Genomic DNA, 16,284 nt, shown 5'->3' with positions numbered 1-16,284 from the left:
CACGTCGGGCTTGTTCTAGAGCCTTGCTCTCTGGTATTGCATAGCAACCGTCTGCGCTTTTGAGGAGTTCACCATGATTTACCGCACACTGGGCCAGTCAGGGCTCAAGGTCAGCGCCTTGACCCTGGGCACCATGATGTTTGGCGAACAGACCAACACCGAAGACTCGCTGCGTATCATCGACAAGGCCTGGGACCAGGGCATCAACTTTATCGACAGCGCCGACGTCTACACCGGCGGGCGCTCCGAGGAAATCGTCGGTGAAGCCATCAGCCGCCATCGCGCCGACTGGGTCGTCGCCTCCAAAGTCGGCTTTGGCCCGCCGGACGGCCTGCCCAACCGCAGCGGCCTGAACCGCAAGCGCATTTTCAACGCGCTGGAAGCCAGCCTCACCCGGCTCGACACCGACTACCTGGACATCTACTACCTTCACCGCGAAGACCACGACACCCCACTGGACGTCACGATTTCGGCGATCGGCGACCTGATCCGCCAGGGCAAGATCCGTTACTGGGGACTGTCCAACTACCGCGGCTGGCGCATCGCCGAAGTGGTGCGCGTGGCCGAACGCCTGGGGGTCGACCGGCCGATCATCAGCCAGCCGCTGTACAACATCGTCAACCGCCAGGCCGAGGTGGAGCAGATCACCGCCGCAGCCGCCTATGGCCTGGGCGTGGTGCCCTACAGCCCGCTGGCCCGCGGGGTGCTCAGTGGCAAGTACGCGCCGGATATCAGCCCCGAAGCCGGCAGCCGCGCTGCGCGCCAGGACAAACGCATCCTGGAAACCGAATGGCGCGTGGAATCGCTGCGCATTGCCCAGCAGATCCAGCAATACACCCAAGGCCGTGGCGTGGGGATTGTCGAGTTTGCGATTGCCTGGGTTTTGAACAACCAGGCGGTCAGCTCGGCGATTGTCGGGCCGCGCACTGAGGCGCAGTGGGATGCCTATACCGGGGCGCTCGATGTGAAGATCAGTGCCGAGGATGAGGCGTTTATTGACTCACTGGTGACGCCGGGGCATGCGTCGACACCGGGGTTCAATGATGTGGGGCACTTTGTTTCCGGGCGCATCCACCGCCCCTGAGCCCCTGTGGGAGCTGGCTTGCCTGCTCCCACATCAGCCCAGCGGCACATCCAGGCTGACCTTGACCCGGTCCATCACCACGATGCTGCGAAACCATTTGATATTGCGGTTCTCGTAGAACAGCGTGCGGGCCAGGGTTTCGTAGGCCTTCATGGTCTCCACCACAATCACCAGCATAAAGTCCGCATCGCCGGTGACGTAATAGCACTGCTGCACCTCGGGGATCGACATCTGCACCTTGAGCACATCGAGGTCCTCGATGTGGGTGCGTTCGGCGTGCACCTCCACCAGGATCGTGATCGGCTTGCCCACTGCATCCTGATTGACCACCGCCGTATTCGCGCTGATCGCCCCGCTCTGCTCCATGCGCTTGATGCGCCGCTGCACGGCGGCGGTCGACAGGTTGACCTGTTCGCCAATTACCCGCAGCGCGGTGGTGTTGTCGCGTTGCAGGTGCTTGAGAATCGCGCGGTCGAAATCATCCAGGGGCGGCTGGGGGCTGACGGGCATGCTGGCGAACCTTGGAGGTGAGAAAATTTCCCATAAGATGCCGTAAAACAGAGCAAACGTCTCACCTCAAAAGCAATATATTCCCACCTGAAATTCCCCCCTCTTTTGTTTGAATCGGTTTGGCGAGGACTGTGTGTCTAAAGGTGTTGTTTTATCGGTAGCGGCCTCGGTGTTGTTTGCCGTGATGTATTACTTCACATCACTGCTTGCGCCCTTGAGTGGCCTGGAAATTTTCGGCTGGCGCATGCTGCTGACCGTGCCGTGCATGACGGTATTTATGGTGGTCAGCGGCGAGTGGCGTCAGGTGTGGCAATTGCTGCGATTGCTTGCGGGCAAGCCACGGCTGATCGGTGGGATTGTGCTGTCGTCGGTGCTGCTGGGGGTGCAACTGTGGCTGTTTATGTGGGCGCCGCTCAATGGCCGCAGCCTGGATGTGTCCCTGGGCTACTTCCTGCTACCGCTGACCATGGTCCTGACCGGGCGCCTGGTGTATGGCGAAAAACTCTCGCGGCTGCAGCTGATCGCAGTGGTGTTTGCGGCGATTGGCGTGCTTAACGAGTTGTACCAGGTGGGTGGTTTTTCCTGGGCGACGCTGCTGGTGATCATCGGTTACCCGATCTACTTCGTGCTGCGCAAACGCCTGGGCACCGATCAGTTGGGCGGCCTGTGGCTGGATATGGCGCTGATGCTGCCGGTGGCCTTGTGGTTTGTCCAAAGTGGCGAACAGGGCTTCGCCGTGCTGGATGAACACAAAGGGCTGTATGGATTGATCCCGATGCTCGGGCTGATCAGTGCTTCGGCGCTGGTGTGCTACATCATCGCCAGCCGCCTGTTGGCGTTCAGCCTGTTCGGCCTGCTCAGCTATGTGGAACCGGTGCTGTTGCTGGGGGTGGCGTTGCTGCTAGGGGAAAGCATCGGGCCGGGTGAATGGCTGACCTATATCCCGATCTGGCTGGCGGTGATGGTGCTGGTGTTCGAAGGGTTCAAGCATCTGGTGCGTCAGCGCCGGGCTTGAACGGGAAAGGTGTAGGAGCCGGCAAGCCGGCTCCTACAGGGGGCTAGGATCAGTCGGTGGTCAACACGCCACGACGAACCTGGTCACGCTCGATCGACTCGAACAGGGCCTTGAAGTTGCCTTCGCCGAAACCGTCATCACCCTTGCGCTGGATGAATTCGAAGAACACCGGGCCCATCAGGGTTTCCGAGAAGATCTGCAACAGCAGGCGCTTGTCGCCGGCCACGGACGAACCGTCCAGCAAGATACCCCGCGACTGCAACTGCTCCACCGGTTCGCCGTGGTTTGGCAGGCGGCCTTCAAGCATCTCGTAGTAGGTGTCCGGCGGCGCGGTCATGAAGCGCATGCCGATCTTCTTCAACGCGTCCCAGGTCTTGATCAGGTCGTCGGTGAGGAACGCCACGTGCTGGATGCCCTCGCCGTTGAACTGCATCAGGAACTCTTCGATCTGGCCGGCGCCTTTGGACGACTCTTCGTTCAACGGGATGCGGATCATGCCATCCGGGGCGCTCATGGCCTTGGAGGTCAGGCCGGTGTATTCGCCCTTGATGTCGAAGTAGCGCGCTTCGCGGAAGTTGAACAGCTTCTCGTAGAAGTTGGCCCAATAGACCATACGCCCGCGATAGACGTTGTGGGTCAGGTGGTCGATGACCTTCAAGCCGGCGCCCACTGGGTTGCGGTCCACGCCTTCGATAAACACGAAGTCGATATCGTAGATCGAGTTGCCTTCACCGAAACGGTCGATCAGGTACAGCGGCGAGCCGCCGATGCCCTTGATGGCCGGCAGGTTCAGCTCCATCGGGCCGGTTTCGATATGGATCGGCTGGGCACCCAGCTCCAGGGCACGGGTATAGGCCTGTTGCGAATCCTTGACGCGGAACGCCATGCCACACACCGACGGACCGTGCTCGGCGGCAAAGTACGAAGCGATGCTGTGGGGTTCGTTGTTGAGGATCAGGTTGATCGCGCCCTGGCGGTACAGGTGCACGTTTTTCGAGCGGTGGGTTGCCACCTTGGTGAAGCCCATGATCTCGAAGATCGGCTCCAGGGTACCCGGGGTCGGCGATGCGAATTCGATAAATTCAAAGCCCATCAGGCCCATTGGGTTTTCGTATAGATCTGCCATGATTTGGCGCCTCATCATCTTTTTTAGAATTAAGTAAATTAATTGCCAGCAAGGATGAGGTGAGCAGGTGGCGCACAGGAAATGCCCCGCACGCTGCGGGCGAGGAAGTCACCGTAGATGAGTTGGAACCCGAGTAGCTTCATGGTTGAGTCATTCTCTTACGGGCGTCTCTGACGGACGAGGCCTGCATGGAAACAGGCGCTTATTCTTGTATGCGTAAACCGATTCTACACAGCGTAAACAGCTTTGTCCGTATTCCTTATCAAATCCCTATGCCCAGGCGGGCGCAAGGGGTTTATTGCCCAGATAGATGCCCGGCAGGATCAACGGGCGCGGGTTGCATCAGGGGTGGCAGGGCAAGATCCAGGCTGGCGCGGGGGGGGGCAACCATGCCCTGCTGATCGCTGGGGACCACCTGCCCGCCCACGACCAACGCGACGTCATGGAACGTCACACGGAAAGGCGACGGGTTGAAGACACGCAGGACCGCCGGTTTGCCGGTGTGCAGCGTCCAGATCAGTTGCCCCGGCGCATCCTCGGGGCTACCCGACAAGCCCTGGGGCCGGAAAAACACCTTGGTGCGAATGCGAAAGGCGAAACGCAACTGGTTCTGGCGCTCTGCAGCCGCGAATGCTTCCGGCTGGCGGGTCGCGGGCGGCACCTCCAGCACGTTGAGCCAGAACAGCGATTCCCTGTCCCTGGGCAGCGGTTCCTGGGTATACGCCAGGCGTATGGCCTGGCTCTTGCCCGGATCCAGGCGAAACACCGGCGGGCTGAGGGTGAACGGCACCTCACTGTGCTCGGCAGTCAGCCGTGCATCACCGCCATCCAGCCACACCTGCACCAGGCGCGCGGCATGTGCGTCATCGTTGCTCACCTGCACGGTGATTTCCCTGCGCGGCTCAGGGTAAATCTGCCGGGTGCCACTGATGATCACCCCGGCCTGTGCCTGCCCGAAGACCAGGCACAGGCAGAGCGCTACCTGCAGGCGTGCTACGCAACCCATGGCCCGGGCCCTCGGTCTATCGGGCGATCAGGGAAAGATCACCGAGTACTGCACCGCCGTAGTCACCAGCCCTACCCCCGCCGCCCCGCCCGTGGCGATGTAACGTGCCGCAAAGGGCAAGGTTGCCAGGCAGCCGGTGACCGTGGCCGTGCTCGAAGCATGGCCGGTACGCAAGTCCATCGGCTTCTGGGTGGCGCCGTCGAGAATTTGCACCTCTACTTTGGCGGCAGCGGTTTTGGGGGCCATGTTGCGCAAGTTGCCAGTGGCAGGATTGATCGCCGGGCTGGTGCTTTCATACAACACAGCCACCTTGGTCGCATCCGCACAACTGGCGCCGCTGCCCACATAAATAAAGAATGGCTTGGCGCTGGCGGTTGCCCCCTCCGTCGACAGGGCGCTGGCTTGCACTTTGTCCAGGACCACCGGAAAGTTCGCACCGGAGCCCGCGACACCACCGGTCCCGCCACTGATCGTGCAGGTGGTGCCGGTGATTTCGCCGGTCAGGGTGATGGTGCCATCGGCGGCAGTGGCCAAGGGTACGGCAAGCCCGCAAGCAAGCAGCAAGGCAATCGCCAGGACATGGTTTTTCATACACGTGTTCCTAAGGGTTAAGGCGAGCCCCGGTCAGACGACGCGCAGGCACAAGCCCGCCCGCCGAGTTCGAGCTCAATGCAGCAAAACTGTTGGTTCTTGAATGGCAGCCTCTTCACGAGACTGAAGTTTTTTCTGGCAGGCACTGATCCAAGCAACAACGCAATAGACCAAACAATTTTTTCTCGTCAAAATATGTTGCAAAGTTTGGCAAGATTAAAAAACACGCACAACTAGCCAAGTCGTTAGGTCTACGCTTTGCTAATGCCATAGACCAACTATCATTGTTACTTCAGACGTACTGCCTGTAGCCGCTACCAGGCCCTTCCCTCACTTTGCTACAGGCTGCGTAAATGCCACTTACCCTCAAAGGTCCGCGCAAGCGCGCCGCCCGCTCCTTGATCACGGTCCTGTGCGGCCTGCTGCCGATTCTGCTGGGAGTGGCCATCCTGCACCTGCAGGCCCAACGCACCCTGGAGCACAGCACGTCGCAGACGGCGACCGAGGCCGTGCGCCAATTCGACCTGATGCTCGACAACACCGCCCGTGCCGCCCAGGATCTGCTGCCGCTGGCGGGCAAGGACTGTGACAACGCGGTGCAACTGGCGCTGCGCGAGCAAGTCACACGTCGCCCCTTTGTACGCGCAACCACCTTGTCGTGGAAAAAGTCCATGTATTGCACCTCGCTGTTTGGTGACACCCACGTGTCTGCGGTCAATCCTGGCGACTACGTCGAGGGTCGCCTGTGGCTGATGAATGGCAATCCGGTCACCCCCGATACCGCTCTGTTGGTGTACCGGCTGGTGGAGGGCGACAAGGCTGCGTTTGCTTCGATTGACGGTTACCACCTGACCAATGCCCTGCGCCTGATCAGCCGCTACGCGGACCTGGTGTTGCAGGTCGGCCCCAATTGGTTGGGCAGCGACGGAAAAGTCAAAAACAGTGCGCCGCCGGAGTTTCCCGTGGCCCACCAGCACCTCGCCTCCCAGCGCTACGCGTACAGCGTGGAAGCCGGCATGCCCGAAGGGGAAGTCTGGCGGTATATGGAAGCGCGCTACCCGGCGCTGTTCAGCCTGCTGGTGTTTTTCGGCGTGCTGGCCGGCGTGCTGGCGCACTGGGTGCAAAAACGCTCCTCCGCCCCCACCCACGAACTGCAGCGGGCGCTGGGCGCCAATGAGTTCGTGCCGTATTACCAACCGGTGGTTCGTGGCGATAACCTTCAATGGGCCGGCTGTGAAGTCCTGATGCGCTGGCAGCACCCCAAGGAAGGCCTGGTGCGCCCCGACCTGTTTATCCCCCTGGCCGAGCACTCCGGGCTGATCGTGCCCATGACCCGCGCCTTGATGCGCCAGGTCGCCACACAACTGGCGCCCCATGCCGATCGCCTGGGCAGCAATTTCCATGTGGGGATCAATATCACCGCCCGGCATTGCCAGGATCTGGTGTTGGTGCAGGACTGCCAGGAGTTCCTCGCCGCCTTCAAGCCGGGCCAGGTACTGTTGACGCTGGAGTTGACCGAGCGCGAACTGATCGAACCCACCGAGGTCACCCGCCAGCTGTTCCAGGCCCTGCACGAACTGGGCGTGATGATCGCCATTGATGACTTCGGCACCGGCCACTCCAGCCTGGGTTATTTGCGCAACTTCAATGTTGATTACTTGAAGATTGATCAAAGCTTTGTGGCCATGATCGGAGCCGATGCGTTATCGCGGCATATACTCGACAGCATCATTGAGTTATCCGGCAAGCTTGATTTGGGCATCGTCGCCGAAGGCGTGGAAACCCAAGAGCAATGTGACTATCTGGCCGCGCAAGGTGTGGACTTCTTGCAGGGCTACCTGTTTGGTCGCCCGGAGCCTTTTGACGCATTCATTAAATCTTTGCGGCGCGATTGAATATCCATCTAGCATCAGATGAAAAATTGTTATTTATACAAAAGACGTGATTTACTCGTGGCGCATTAACTACTACAATTTTTCCTGCCTGCGCCGAATCGGCAGGAGAACCACTTTTACCGAGTCATGCTGAGGCTCTTGGCTTATAGCTTTGTTTGCAGTGGGTATCAGCCAAATACACTATTGGAGTAAATATTTTGTCCAGACTCGCCGAATTTCGTGCCGCAGAAAAAGCCCTTCAAGAACAGCTTGCCCAGCTGGAATCCCTGAAGAACGACGCTGGCCTGAAGAAAGAAATCGAATTTGAAGAAAAGCTTCAAGGGCTGATGAAAACCTACGGCAAGAGCCTGCGCGACATCATCTCCATCCTTGATCCAAACCCAGGCAAGTCGGGGATCCAAGTGGCAGCCGCCCCCAAAACCCGCCGCGCACGCGTGGTCAAGGTGTATCACAACCCGCATACGGGTGAACTGATTGAAACCAAGGGCGGCAACCACCGCGGCTTGAAGGCCTGGAAAGAACAGTATGGCGCTGCCACTGTAGATTCCTGGCTGCGCGGCTAATACAGGCGCACTAATAAAAAGCCCCGCTGATGCGGGGCTTTTTGTTTTTGCGCCTCGATTTCAAACGCTGCCGCGTGCGAAAGTGAACTTTGAAATACACTCCACTTCGAACACAATCGCCGAACAGCCGCTGTACACCGCAGTCCTGTAGTTATGGGTTTTTCTGTCAATGTGCCATGTCAGGCATCTAGCCATCGCCGATCAAAGTTTCAGGCTTGCACGTACCGAGCTGACTTCTTCCTTGCTCGACTCATAGGCAGCGGCTTGCCCGGCATATGAAAAAACATAGGCCTTATTCGTATCGACAGCACCCACCAGTGTTTGCGAGAGCACATGCCGACCGTTCTCGGTAATCACGCAGGTAGTTTCCAGCGCCTCAAGATGACTTAAGGTGCTTGAGTGAATCTTGTTGCAGACACTTTGATAACCACTGCGGGCAAAGTCCTTCTGGATGGACTTGCGCATCTCCAGCAACACCCCTTGCAGATTGACCACATGCCCGGGCTCGATCGGCGTACCCGTCAACTCCATGACCATCAGCGTCTCGCCGTTCTCATCGTTCTTGATCGCGCGCTGGCGCGACACCGGTGACGGCGTAGCTGGCGCATCGGCATCCGCCACCACCTCCTCCACCTGCCAGCCGCTGGGCCAATGAATCTCGGGGTCTGCCGCCAGTGCAACGGTGCTACCCAAGACAAGCCACAAGGCGGCCAACAATGGTTTGTTCAATCGGCTCATTGCAAAAAACACTCGAAGTTCAAGCCGCAAAGTTTGAGCCCGCCGAGGGGATGGCCGCAAGGCCCGGGTGCGTTTTTCATTTGGCGCGGCCGGTGCAGCTTGCGTATCATGATCCGGCTACACGGATCTGCCGCACGCCAAGGGACCGCTCAAATCACGAGCTGCGTCTGCCCCATTTTTTCTGGAGGGCCCATGAGCCTGCACGAATTGAACACCTTCCCGGGCGTCACCGCCCAACCCGACACCGCCACTTCGAACTTCGTGTTCAACCACACCATGCTGCGGGTCAAGGACATCACTAAGTCCCTGGACTTCTATACCCGCGTCCTGGGCTTTTCCCTGGTTGAAAAACGCGACTTCCCGGAAGCCGAATTCAGCCTGTACTTCCTCGCCCTGGTCGACAAGGCGCAGATTCCGGCCGATGCCGCCGCGCGCACCCAGTGGATGAAGTCGATCCCGGGCATCCTGGAACTGACCCACAACCACGGCACCGAAAACGATGCCGACTTCGCCTACCACAATGGCAACACCGACCCGCGCGGTTTTGGCCATATCTGCATTTCGGTGCCGGATATCGTCGCGGCCTGCGAGCGCTTTGAAGCCCTGGGCTGTGATTTCCAGAAGCGCCTGACCGATGGGCGGATGAAAAGCCTGGCGTTTATCAAGGATCCGGATGCGTACTGGGTTGAGATCATTCAGCCAGCGCCGCTGTAAACCGGTTTGTTGCCCCTGTAGGAGCGTATCACCGTGGTGTAACGGTCACGCCGAGTCGCCTGCCTCGCAGGCCAGCTCCCACAAAAGCAACACCCACAAAAAACCCATGATCACTCATGGGTTTTTTAGTATCGGGCCTTACGCTCGGATCAGGTAATCAAAAGCACTCAGGGAAGCCTTGGCGCCCTCGCCCACCGCAATCACGATCTGCTTGTACGGCACGGTGGTGACGTCACCGGCGGCAAACACGCCGGGCAGTGAGGTCTCGCCACGGGCATCGACAATGATCTCGCCACGGGGCGACAGCTCCACGGTGCCCTTGAGCCAATCGGTGTTAGGCAACAGGCCGATCTGTACAAAGATACCTTCCAGGTCGACGGTCCTGAACTCGCCGGTATCGCGGTCTTTGTACGCCAGGCCAGTAACCTTCTGGCCATCACCTTTGACTTCACTGGTCAGCGCACTGGTGATCACGTCAACGTTCGGCAGGCTGTAGAGCTTGCGCTGCAATACGGCGTCGGCGCGCAACTTGCTGTCGAACTCCAGCAAGGTCACGTGGCTGACAATACCGGCCAGGTCGATGGCTGCTTCAACGCCGGAGTTACCGCCACCGATCACCGCCACGCGCTTGCCCTTGAACAGCGGACCATCGCAGTGCGGGCAGAAGCACACACCCTTGGCCTTGTATTCCTGCTCGCCCGGCACCCCCATTTCGCGCCAGCGGGCACCGGTGGCCAGGATCACGGTCTTGGACTTGAGGGTCGCACCGCTTTCAAAGCGAATTTCATGCAACTCACCGGGATTTTTCGCCGGGATCAGGCTGCTGGCGCGCTGCAGGTTCATGATGTCCACGTCGTACTGACGCACGTGGGCTTCCAGGGCGCTGGCGAGTTTCGGGCCTTCGGTTTCCTGCACCGAGATAAAGTTCTCGATGGACATGGTGTCCAGTACTTGCCCACCAAAACGTTCGGCGGCCACACCGGTACGAATACCTTTACGCGCGGCGTAGATCGCGGCGGCAGAACCGGCCGGACCACCACCGACGACCAGCACATCGAACGCGTCCTTGGCGCTGATTTTCTCGGCGGCCTTTTCGATACCGCTGGTGTCGAGCTTGGCGAGGATTTCTTCCAGCCCCATGCGACCCTGGCCGAAGTTCACACCGTTGAGGTAGACGCTGGGCACCGCCATGATCTGGCGCTCGTCGACTTCCGCCTGAAACAGTGCGCCATCAATGGCCACGTGGCGGATGTTGGGGTTGAGCACGGCCATCAGGTTCAGCGCCTGGACCACGTCCGGGCAGTTCTGGCAGGACAGCGAGAAGTAAGTCTCGAAGTTGAACTCACCTTTAAGGCTGCGAATCTGTTCAATCACTTCGACACTGGCCTTCGACGGGTGGCCACCGACTTGCAGCAGGGCCAGCACCAACGAAGTGAATTCATGGCCCATGGGGATGCCGGCAAAACGCAGGCTGATATCGGCACCCGGGCGGTTGATGGAGAACGACGGTTTGCGCCCATCATTGCCATCGGTTTTCAGGGTAATCAGCGTGGTGAGGCTGGTTACGTCCTGCAAAAGAGCAAGCATTTCCTGGGATTTCGCACCGTCGTCGAGGGAGGCAACGATCTCGATCGGCTGGGTGACCCGCTCCAGGTATGACTTCAACTGAGCTTTAAGATTGGCGTCCAACATACGGGCGATTTCCTATTTCAAATCAATTCGGTAAAAAAAACGCCCGAGCGAATCTCGCCCGGGCGTTTTTGAGGGCGGTGCGGCTTACTTAAGGTGCGGCAATCCGCCCTTGATACTTCACAGACTTAGATCTTGCCGACCAGGTCCAGGGACGGAGCCAGGGTAGCCTCACCTTCTTTCCACTTGGCTGGGCACACTTCGCCTGGGTGGGCAGCGACGTACTGGGCGGCCTTGATTTTGCGCAGCAGCTCGGAAGCGTCACGGCCAACACCGCCGTCGTTCAGTTCAACGATCTTGATCTGGCCTTCAGGGTTGATCACGAAGGTGCCACGGTCTGCCAGGCCAGCTTCTTCGATCAGCACGTCGAAGTTGCGGGAGATGGTCAGGGTTGGGTCGCCGATCATGGTGTACTGGATTTTGCCGATGGCTGGCGAAGTGTTGTGCCAGGCAGCGTGGGCAAAGTGGGTGTCGGTGGACACGCTGTAGATCTCGACGCCCAGCTTCTGGAATTCGGCGTAGTTGTCAGCCAGGTCTTCCAGTTCGGTTGGGCAGACGAAGGTGAAGTCGGCTGGGTAGAAGAACACGACAGACCACTTGCCTTTCAGGTCAGCGTCCGACACGTCTACGAAGTTGCCGTTTTTGTAAGCGGTGGCTTTGAACGGTTTTACTTGGCTGTTGATGATAGGCATCGTTGACTCTCCGTCAGGGGTTAGTAAGTTGATGGGTGAATCCTACCCAGTCTCATCGCCGATGGCTCATTGCCAAACCTGATGCCGCCGATTGGTTTTGGCTATCAACCAGCTGTATTAATAGAAGAAATCTTAAAGCAGCGGATCGCGGGCCTGAGTCATGCCAAGAAAGGGCGTCGCTTCAACATAGCGCATGGCGGACTTCATGTCCTTCCAGCCGACGTAACTCATCAACGACTTCAAATCCCAACCGCTGCGATGGGCCCAGGTGGCGAAGCCCCGGCGCAAGGAGTGGCTGGTGTACTGCTCGGCAGCAATGCCCGCGCGCCCGAGGGCCTGGCGCAGCAGCGGGATCACGCTATTGGCGTGCAACCCCTCCTCGCCCAGGTTGCCCCAGCGATCGATCCCGCGAAACACCGGGCCGCGCACCAGGGCCGAGGCACTCAGCCATTCGGTATAGGCCTGCACCGGGCACAAGCGCAGCAGTGCCGGGGTTTGATAGGTCTGGCCGAGGTTCTCGCGGTCACTCTTGCTGCGCGGCAAGTACAAGGTGATGCCCGCGCCTGGTACCGCCTGCACATGCTCGATCTGCAGCCGACACAGCTCATCACTGCGAAAACCACGCCAGAAGCCCAGCAGGATCAAGGCCGCGTCGCGCTTGGCGCGCAGCCAGCGCGGCCGATCGCCCTCTGCCCGCGCCTGCTCAGCTTCGCGCTCAAGCCAATTGACCACCTGCTCCAGGTGCTGGAGCTGCAAGGGCTCGGCCTGTTTTTCCTGGGCTGGGTGCACGGCGCGGATGCCCTTGAGCACCTTGCGCACCACCGGCGCTTTGGTCGGGTCCGGGAAACCCTGGCTGGAATGCCATTGCGCCAGCGCCGACAAGCGCAATTTCAGGGTATTGACCGACAACACCCCGGCGTAAGCCACCAGATAACGGGCCACGCTGTCGCTGGTGGCGGGCAGGAAGCCACCCCAACCCACTTCAAAGTGCTCGGTGGCGGCGCGATAGCTGCGTCGGGTGTTATCGCGGGTGGCGGCGTTCAGGTAACGATCAAGTTCACTCATAGCGCTATCGCCAAGGGGTTGGTGTACGGGCATAGGGGATGAATCTGCGTCAAATGGGTCATCACACGGGATAATACGCCAATATCCCATCTGTAAAATCATCAATTTAAAGGCAATTTTATTCGTGATACAGTATGTATATACATAATACATACCACAGTACTAAATCGACGGAGACCCCATGGCTCGCGGCGGCATCAATAAAGCAGTAGTTCAAACGGCACGCCTGGCAATCCTCGCCCGCGGCGAAAACCCCAGCATTGATGCGGTACGCATCGAAATGGGCAATACCGGCTCGAAAACCACCATCCACCGCTATTTAAAGGAGCTGGACGAGAGCGAAACCCGCCTCGCCATTACCGAGGCGCCCATCGACGATGAGCTTGGCGAGCTGGTCGCACGCCTGGCCCAGCGCTTGAAAGAGAAGGCTCAGGAACCCATCGACCAGGCCCTGGCGCAGTTCGAGCAGCAGAAAACCGCCCTGCTCACCCAGGCAGAGGCACTGACCGCAGCCCACAACCAGCTCCAGCAGCAATTTGATATTCAGGCCGCCGCCCTGGCGGAAGAAAGCGCAGCCCTGCAGACCGCCAGCACCAGCCTGCAAACCGAGCAAACCCGTAACGCCGGACTCAGCCAGGCGTGCAGCGACTACGAGCTACGACTCGCGGACAAGGACGAACAGATTCGCTCGCTGGAAGACAAACACCTGCACGCCCGCGACGCCCTTGAGCACTACCGCACTGCGATCAAAGACCAACGCGAACAGGAACAACGCCGCCACGAAGGCCAACTGCAGCAACTGCAGGCCGAACTGCGTCAGGCCCAGCAGAGCGCCATGGTGCGCCAGGACGAAATCACCCAGTTGCACCGTGACAATGAACGGCTATTGATTGAGCACCGGGTCACGGCGAAGGAGTTGGCGACTCTGCAAGAGCAAAACCGCAAGGATCAGGCCCAGCAACTCAAGCTGAGCGAACAGGTAAGCCTGATTGATAGCGAGCGCACCCTGCTCCAGGAGCGTCTGCGGGTTGCCGTGCTGGACAACCAAGCACGGCAGGAGGCCCTGGCCGAGCACCAGCACAGCCGCAAAACCCTGGAACTGGAGCTGCTCAAGGCCCAGGCCACCATTGAGGCGCTGCGCCTGGCCGCCGTCGTTGCAACGGCGCCAGAGGCAACAGGGAATACCTGATCAGCCAGCGACAGGCGTGCGCATGGTGACAAACTCTTCCGCCGCCGTCGGGTGCACGCCGATGGTCTCGTCGAAATGCTGCTTGGTCGCCCCCGCCTTGAGGGCGATCGCCAGGCCCTGGACAATCTCGCCCGCATCCGGCCCGACCATGTGGCAACCCAGCACCTTGTCGGTATCGGCATCGACCACCAGCTTCATCAGCGTGCGCTCCTGGCACTCCGTCAGGGTCAGTTTCATCGGCCGGAAGCGGCTTTCGAAAACCTGCACGTTATGCCCATCGGCCCGCGCCTGCTCTTCGCTCAGGCCCACGGTACCGATATTCGGCAAGCTGAACACTGCCGTGGGGATCATCGCGTAATCCACCGGGCGGTACTGCTCAGGCTTGAATAGACGCCGCGCCACCGCCATGCCTTCAGCCAATGCCACGGGCGTCAGTTGCACGCGACCAATCACGTCGCCAATGGCCAGGATCGACGATTCGGCGGTCTGGTACAGATCGTCAACCTCGACAAAGCCCCGCTTGTCCAGCTTGACCCCGGTGTGCTCCAGGCCCAGGTTATCCAACATCGGGCGCCGGCCCGTGGCGTAGAACACGCAATCGGCTTCCAATACACGACCGTCTTTCAGGGTGGCCTTGAGGCTGCCATCGGCCTGCTTGTCGATACGTGCGATATCAGCGTTGAATTGCAGGTCCAGGCCACGCTTGGTCAGCTCTTCCTGCAAGTGCTTGCGCACCGCGCCATCGAAGCCACGCAGGAACAGATCGCCGCGATACAGCAACGACGTCTGCGCGCCCAGACCATGGAAAATCCCGGCAAATTCCACCGCGATATAACCACCACCCACCACCAGTACGCGCTTGGGCAGTTGCTTCAGGAAGAACGCCTCATTGGAACCAATGGCATGCTCATGCCCCGGAATCTCGGGGATCTGCGGCCAGCCGCCCGTGGCGATCAAGATGTGCTTGGCCGTGAAGCGCTCGCCGTTGATCTCGACCTCGTGGGGGCCGGTCAGACGCGCATGGCCTTCGTGCAGGGTCACCCCGCTGTTCACCAGCAAGTTACGGTAAATACCGTTGAGGCGATTGATCTCGCGATCCTTGTTGGCGATCAATGTCGCCCAATCAAAGTTCGCCTCGCCCAAGGACCAGCCAAAGCCGCTGGCTTGTTCGAAGTCTTCGGCAAAGTGCGCGCCATACACCAACAGTTTTTTCGGCACGCAGCCAACGTTGACACAGGTACCGCCCAGGTAGCGGCTTTCCGCCACGGCCACCTTCGCGCCAAAACCTGCGGCGAACCGCGCCGCCCGTACACCACCGGAACCGGCGCCAATCACATAAAGATCAAAATCGTAGGCCATTTCACTCTCCTCGGCAGGGCATCAGGATACCCGCTTACGCCCAAAAAACCAGAAAGCCACCCGTAGGTGGCTTTCTTGAGACTCAACAGGCGATGCTTAATCAGTAAGCCTTGCCAGTCTTGTAGAAGTGCTCGTAGCAGAAGTTGGTCGCCTCGATGTAGCCTTCAGCGCCACCGCAGTCAAAACGACGGCCCTTGAACTTGTAGGCAATCACGCAACCGTCTTTGGCCTGTTTCAGCAAAGCGTCGGTAATCTGGATTTCGCCGCCCTTGCCTGGCTCGGTTTCTTCGATCAGCTTGAAGATATCCGGGGTCAGAATGTAGCGACCAATGATTGCCAGGTTCGACGGGGCATCTTCCGGCGCCGGCTTCTCGACCATGTCGCGAACGCGGATCAGGCCATCACCGATGTCATCACCGGCGATCACCCCGTACTTGTTGGTTTCCGCAGGGTCGACTTCCTGCACCGCAACGATGGTGCAGCGGTACTTCTGGTAGAGCTTGACCATCTGGGTCAAGACGCCGTCGCCTTCCAGGTTGACGCACAGGTCGTCCGCCAGGACCACGGCAAACGGTTCGTCACCGATCAGTGGGCGACCGGTAAGGATGGCGTGGCCAAGGCCTTTCATCTGGGTTTGACGGGTGTAGGAGAACGAGCACTCGTCGAGCAGCTTGCGGATACCGACCAGGTATTTTTCCTTGTCAGTGCCCTTGATCTGGTTTTCCAGCTCGTAGCTGATATCGAAGTGGTCTTCCAGTGCGCGCTTGCCACGGCCGGTGACGATGGAGATTTCGTTGAGGCCGGCATCCAGTGCCTCTTCGACGCCGTACTGGATCAGTGGCTTGTTTACCACCGGCAGCATTTCTTTAGGCATGGCCTTGGTCGCTGGCAGGAAGCGAGTACCGTAACCGGCTGCTGGGAACAAGCATTTCTTGATCATAAAAGTCCTTAATAAGGGCTGTGCATACGAAATTCGGCGCAGTCTAATCAGGCCGCAGCCACCTTACAATGGGCGCTGCTGGCGTTGCGATGTCAACATAGAGAAAAA

16 protein-coding genes are annotated in these 16,284 nt (G+C 59.4%); 6 read left to right on the top strand and 10 right to left on the bottom strand.

Translation table 11 applies throughout. The features are described from left to right. Window positions 1-73 precede the first annotated feature (73 nt). Window positions 74-1,084 (top strand): aldo/keto reductase, encoded by a 1,011-nt coding sequence (locus PSH73_RS11500; RefSeq protein WP_186626287.1) that lies wholly within the window; start codon window positions 74-76, stop codon window positions 1,082-1,084. A gap of 33 nt (window positions 1,085-1,117) precedes the next feature. Here PSH73_RS11500 and PSH73_RS11495 read toward each other — a convergent pair whose 3' ends face one another. Next, complete coding sequence (locus PSH73_RS11495) at window positions 1,118-1,594, bottom strand: Lrp/AsnC family transcriptional regulator (RefSeq protein ID WP_120732899.1); 477 nt, start codon at window positions 1,592-1,594, stop codon at window positions 1,118-1,120. A 133-nt stretch (window positions 1,595-1,727) separates the two neighbouring features. On the opposite strand from PSH73_RS11495, the gene rarD reads away from it, so the two are divergent. Then, window positions 1,728-2,609, top strand: coding sequence for an EamA family transporter RarD (gene rarD / locus PSH73_RS11490; protein ID WP_170060418.1), 882 nt, complete (start codon window positions 1,728-1,730; stop codon window positions 2,607-2,609). A 49-nt stretch (window positions 2,610-2,658) separates the two neighbouring features. On the opposite strand, the gene hppD is transcribed toward rarD, so the two are convergent. The 3 genes from hppD to PSH73_RS11475 all read right to left on the bottom strand — a co-directional run bounded on the left by hppD (window position 2,659) and on the right by PSH73_RS11475 (window position 5,332). Further along, complete coding sequence (gene hppD / locus PSH73_RS11485) at window positions 2,659-3,735, bottom strand: 4-hydroxyphenylpyruvate dioxygenase (RefSeq protein ID WP_057440066.1); 1,077 nt, start codon at window positions 3,733-3,735, stop codon at window positions 2,659-2,661. Window positions 3,736-4,030: 295 nt separating this feature from the next. Next, complete coding sequence (locus PSH73_RS11480; protein ID WP_186626286.1) at window positions 4,031-4,741, bottom strand: molecular chaperone; 711 nt, start codon at window positions 4,739-4,741, stop codon at window positions 4,031-4,033. Window positions 4,742-4,768: 27 nt separating this feature from the next. After that, on the bottom strand, window positions 4,769-5,332 hold the full coding sequence (locus PSH73_RS11475) for a fimbrial protein (RefSeq protein ID WP_186626285.1): 564 nt from the start codon (window positions 5,330-5,332) through the stop codon (window positions 4,769-4,771). Window positions 5,333-5,685: 353 nt separating this feature from the next. Here PSH73_RS11475 and PSH73_RS11470 point away from each other — a divergent pair, with 353 nt between their 5' ends. Continuing rightward, window positions 5,686-7,227: an EAL domain-containing protein gene (locus PSH73_RS11470; protein WP_198799218.1), complete on the top strand. Its 1,542-nt coding sequence runs from the start codon at window positions 5,686-5,688 to the stop codon at window positions 7,225-7,227. A gap of 197 nt (window positions 7,228-7,424) precedes the next feature. Next, window positions 7,425-7,790 carry a histone-like nucleoid-structuring protein, MvaT/MvaU family gene (locus tag PSH73_RS11465; protein WP_029294664.1) on the top strand — a complete coding sequence of 122 codons (366 nt, stop codon included), beginning with the start codon at window positions 7,425-7,427 and terminating at the stop codon, window positions 7,788-7,790. A 201-nt stretch (window positions 7,791-7,991) separates the two neighbouring features. Here PSH73_RS11465 and PSH73_RS11460 read toward each other — a convergent pair whose 3' ends face one another. Continuing rightward, entirely contained in the window at window positions 7,992-8,528 is a 537-nt protein-coding gene (locus PSH73_RS11460) for a DUF4946 domain-containing protein (RefSeq protein WP_120732894.1), read from the bottom strand. 192 nt (window positions 8,529-8,720) lie between these two features. Here PSH73_RS11460 and gloA point away from each other — a divergent pair, with 192 nt between their 5' ends. Further along, entirely contained in the window at window positions 8,721-9,242 is a 522-nt protein-coding gene (gene gloA, locus PSH73_RS11455; protein ID WP_057440061.1) for a lactoylglutathione lyase, read from the top strand. A 138-nt stretch (window positions 9,243-9,380) separates the two neighbouring features. Here the strand turns inward: gloA and ahpF are convergent, their stop codons facing one another. The 3 genes from ahpF to PSH73_RS11440 form a co-directional block, all read right to left on the bottom strand. Continuing rightward, the gene (ahpF, locus tag PSH73_RS11450) at window positions 9,381-10,934 is read right to left on the bottom strand and encodes an alkyl hydroperoxide reductase subunit F (RefSeq protein WP_198831107.1); all 1,554 of its coding nucleotides are present in this window, start codon (window positions 10,932-10,934) and stop codon (window positions 9,381-9,383) included. Between the two features lie 125 nt (window positions 10,935-11,059). Further along, complete coding sequence (ahpC, locus tag PSH73_RS11445) at window positions 11,060-11,623, bottom strand: alkyl hydroperoxide reductase subunit C (protein ID WP_010210361.1); 564 nt, start codon at window positions 11,621-11,623, stop codon at window positions 11,060-11,062. A 132-nt stretch (window positions 11,624-11,755) separates the two neighbouring features. Continuing rightward, window positions 11,756-12,688 carry a site-specific integrase gene (locus PSH73_RS11440; RefSeq protein ID WP_198831108.1) on the bottom strand — a complete coding sequence of 311 codons (933 nt, stop codon included), beginning with the start codon at window positions 12,686-12,688 and terminating at the stop codon, window positions 11,756-11,758. 181 nt (window positions 12,689-12,869) lie between these two features. Here PSH73_RS11440 and PSH73_RS11435 point away from each other — a divergent pair, with 181 nt between their 5' ends. Then, window positions 12,870-13,877 (top strand): DNA-binding protein, encoded by a 1,008-nt coding sequence (locus tag PSH73_RS11435; RefSeq protein WP_305462509.1) that lies wholly within the window; start codon window positions 12,870-12,872, stop codon window positions 13,875-13,877. Here the strand turns inward: PSH73_RS11435 and gorA are convergent, their stop codons facing one another. Beyond that, entirely contained in the window at window positions 13,878-15,236 is a 1,359-nt protein-coding gene (gene gorA / locus PSH73_RS11430) for a glutathione-disulfide reductase (RefSeq protein WP_057959612.1), read from the bottom strand. It lies immediately after the preceding gene. A 100-nt stretch (window positions 15,237-15,336) separates the two neighbouring features. Beyond that, a complete protein-coding gene (gene galU / locus PSH73_RS11425; protein WP_057440057.1) occupies window positions 15,337-16,176 on the bottom strand; it encodes a UTP--glucose-1-phosphate uridylyltransferase GalU in 840 nt (279 codons plus the stop codon). Between the last annotated feature and the right edge of the window lie 108 nt (window positions 16,177-16,284).

It is taken from the genome of Pseudomonas sp. FP2294, from assembly GCF_030687625.1.
Lineage (GTDB): Bacteria > Pseudomonadota > Gammaproteobacteria > Pseudomonadales > Pseudomonadaceae > Aquipseudomonas > Aquipseudomonas shahriarae.
Note: the sequence above shows the minus strand (reverse complement) of the source record. Positions and strands in the feature narration are given on the sequence as shown.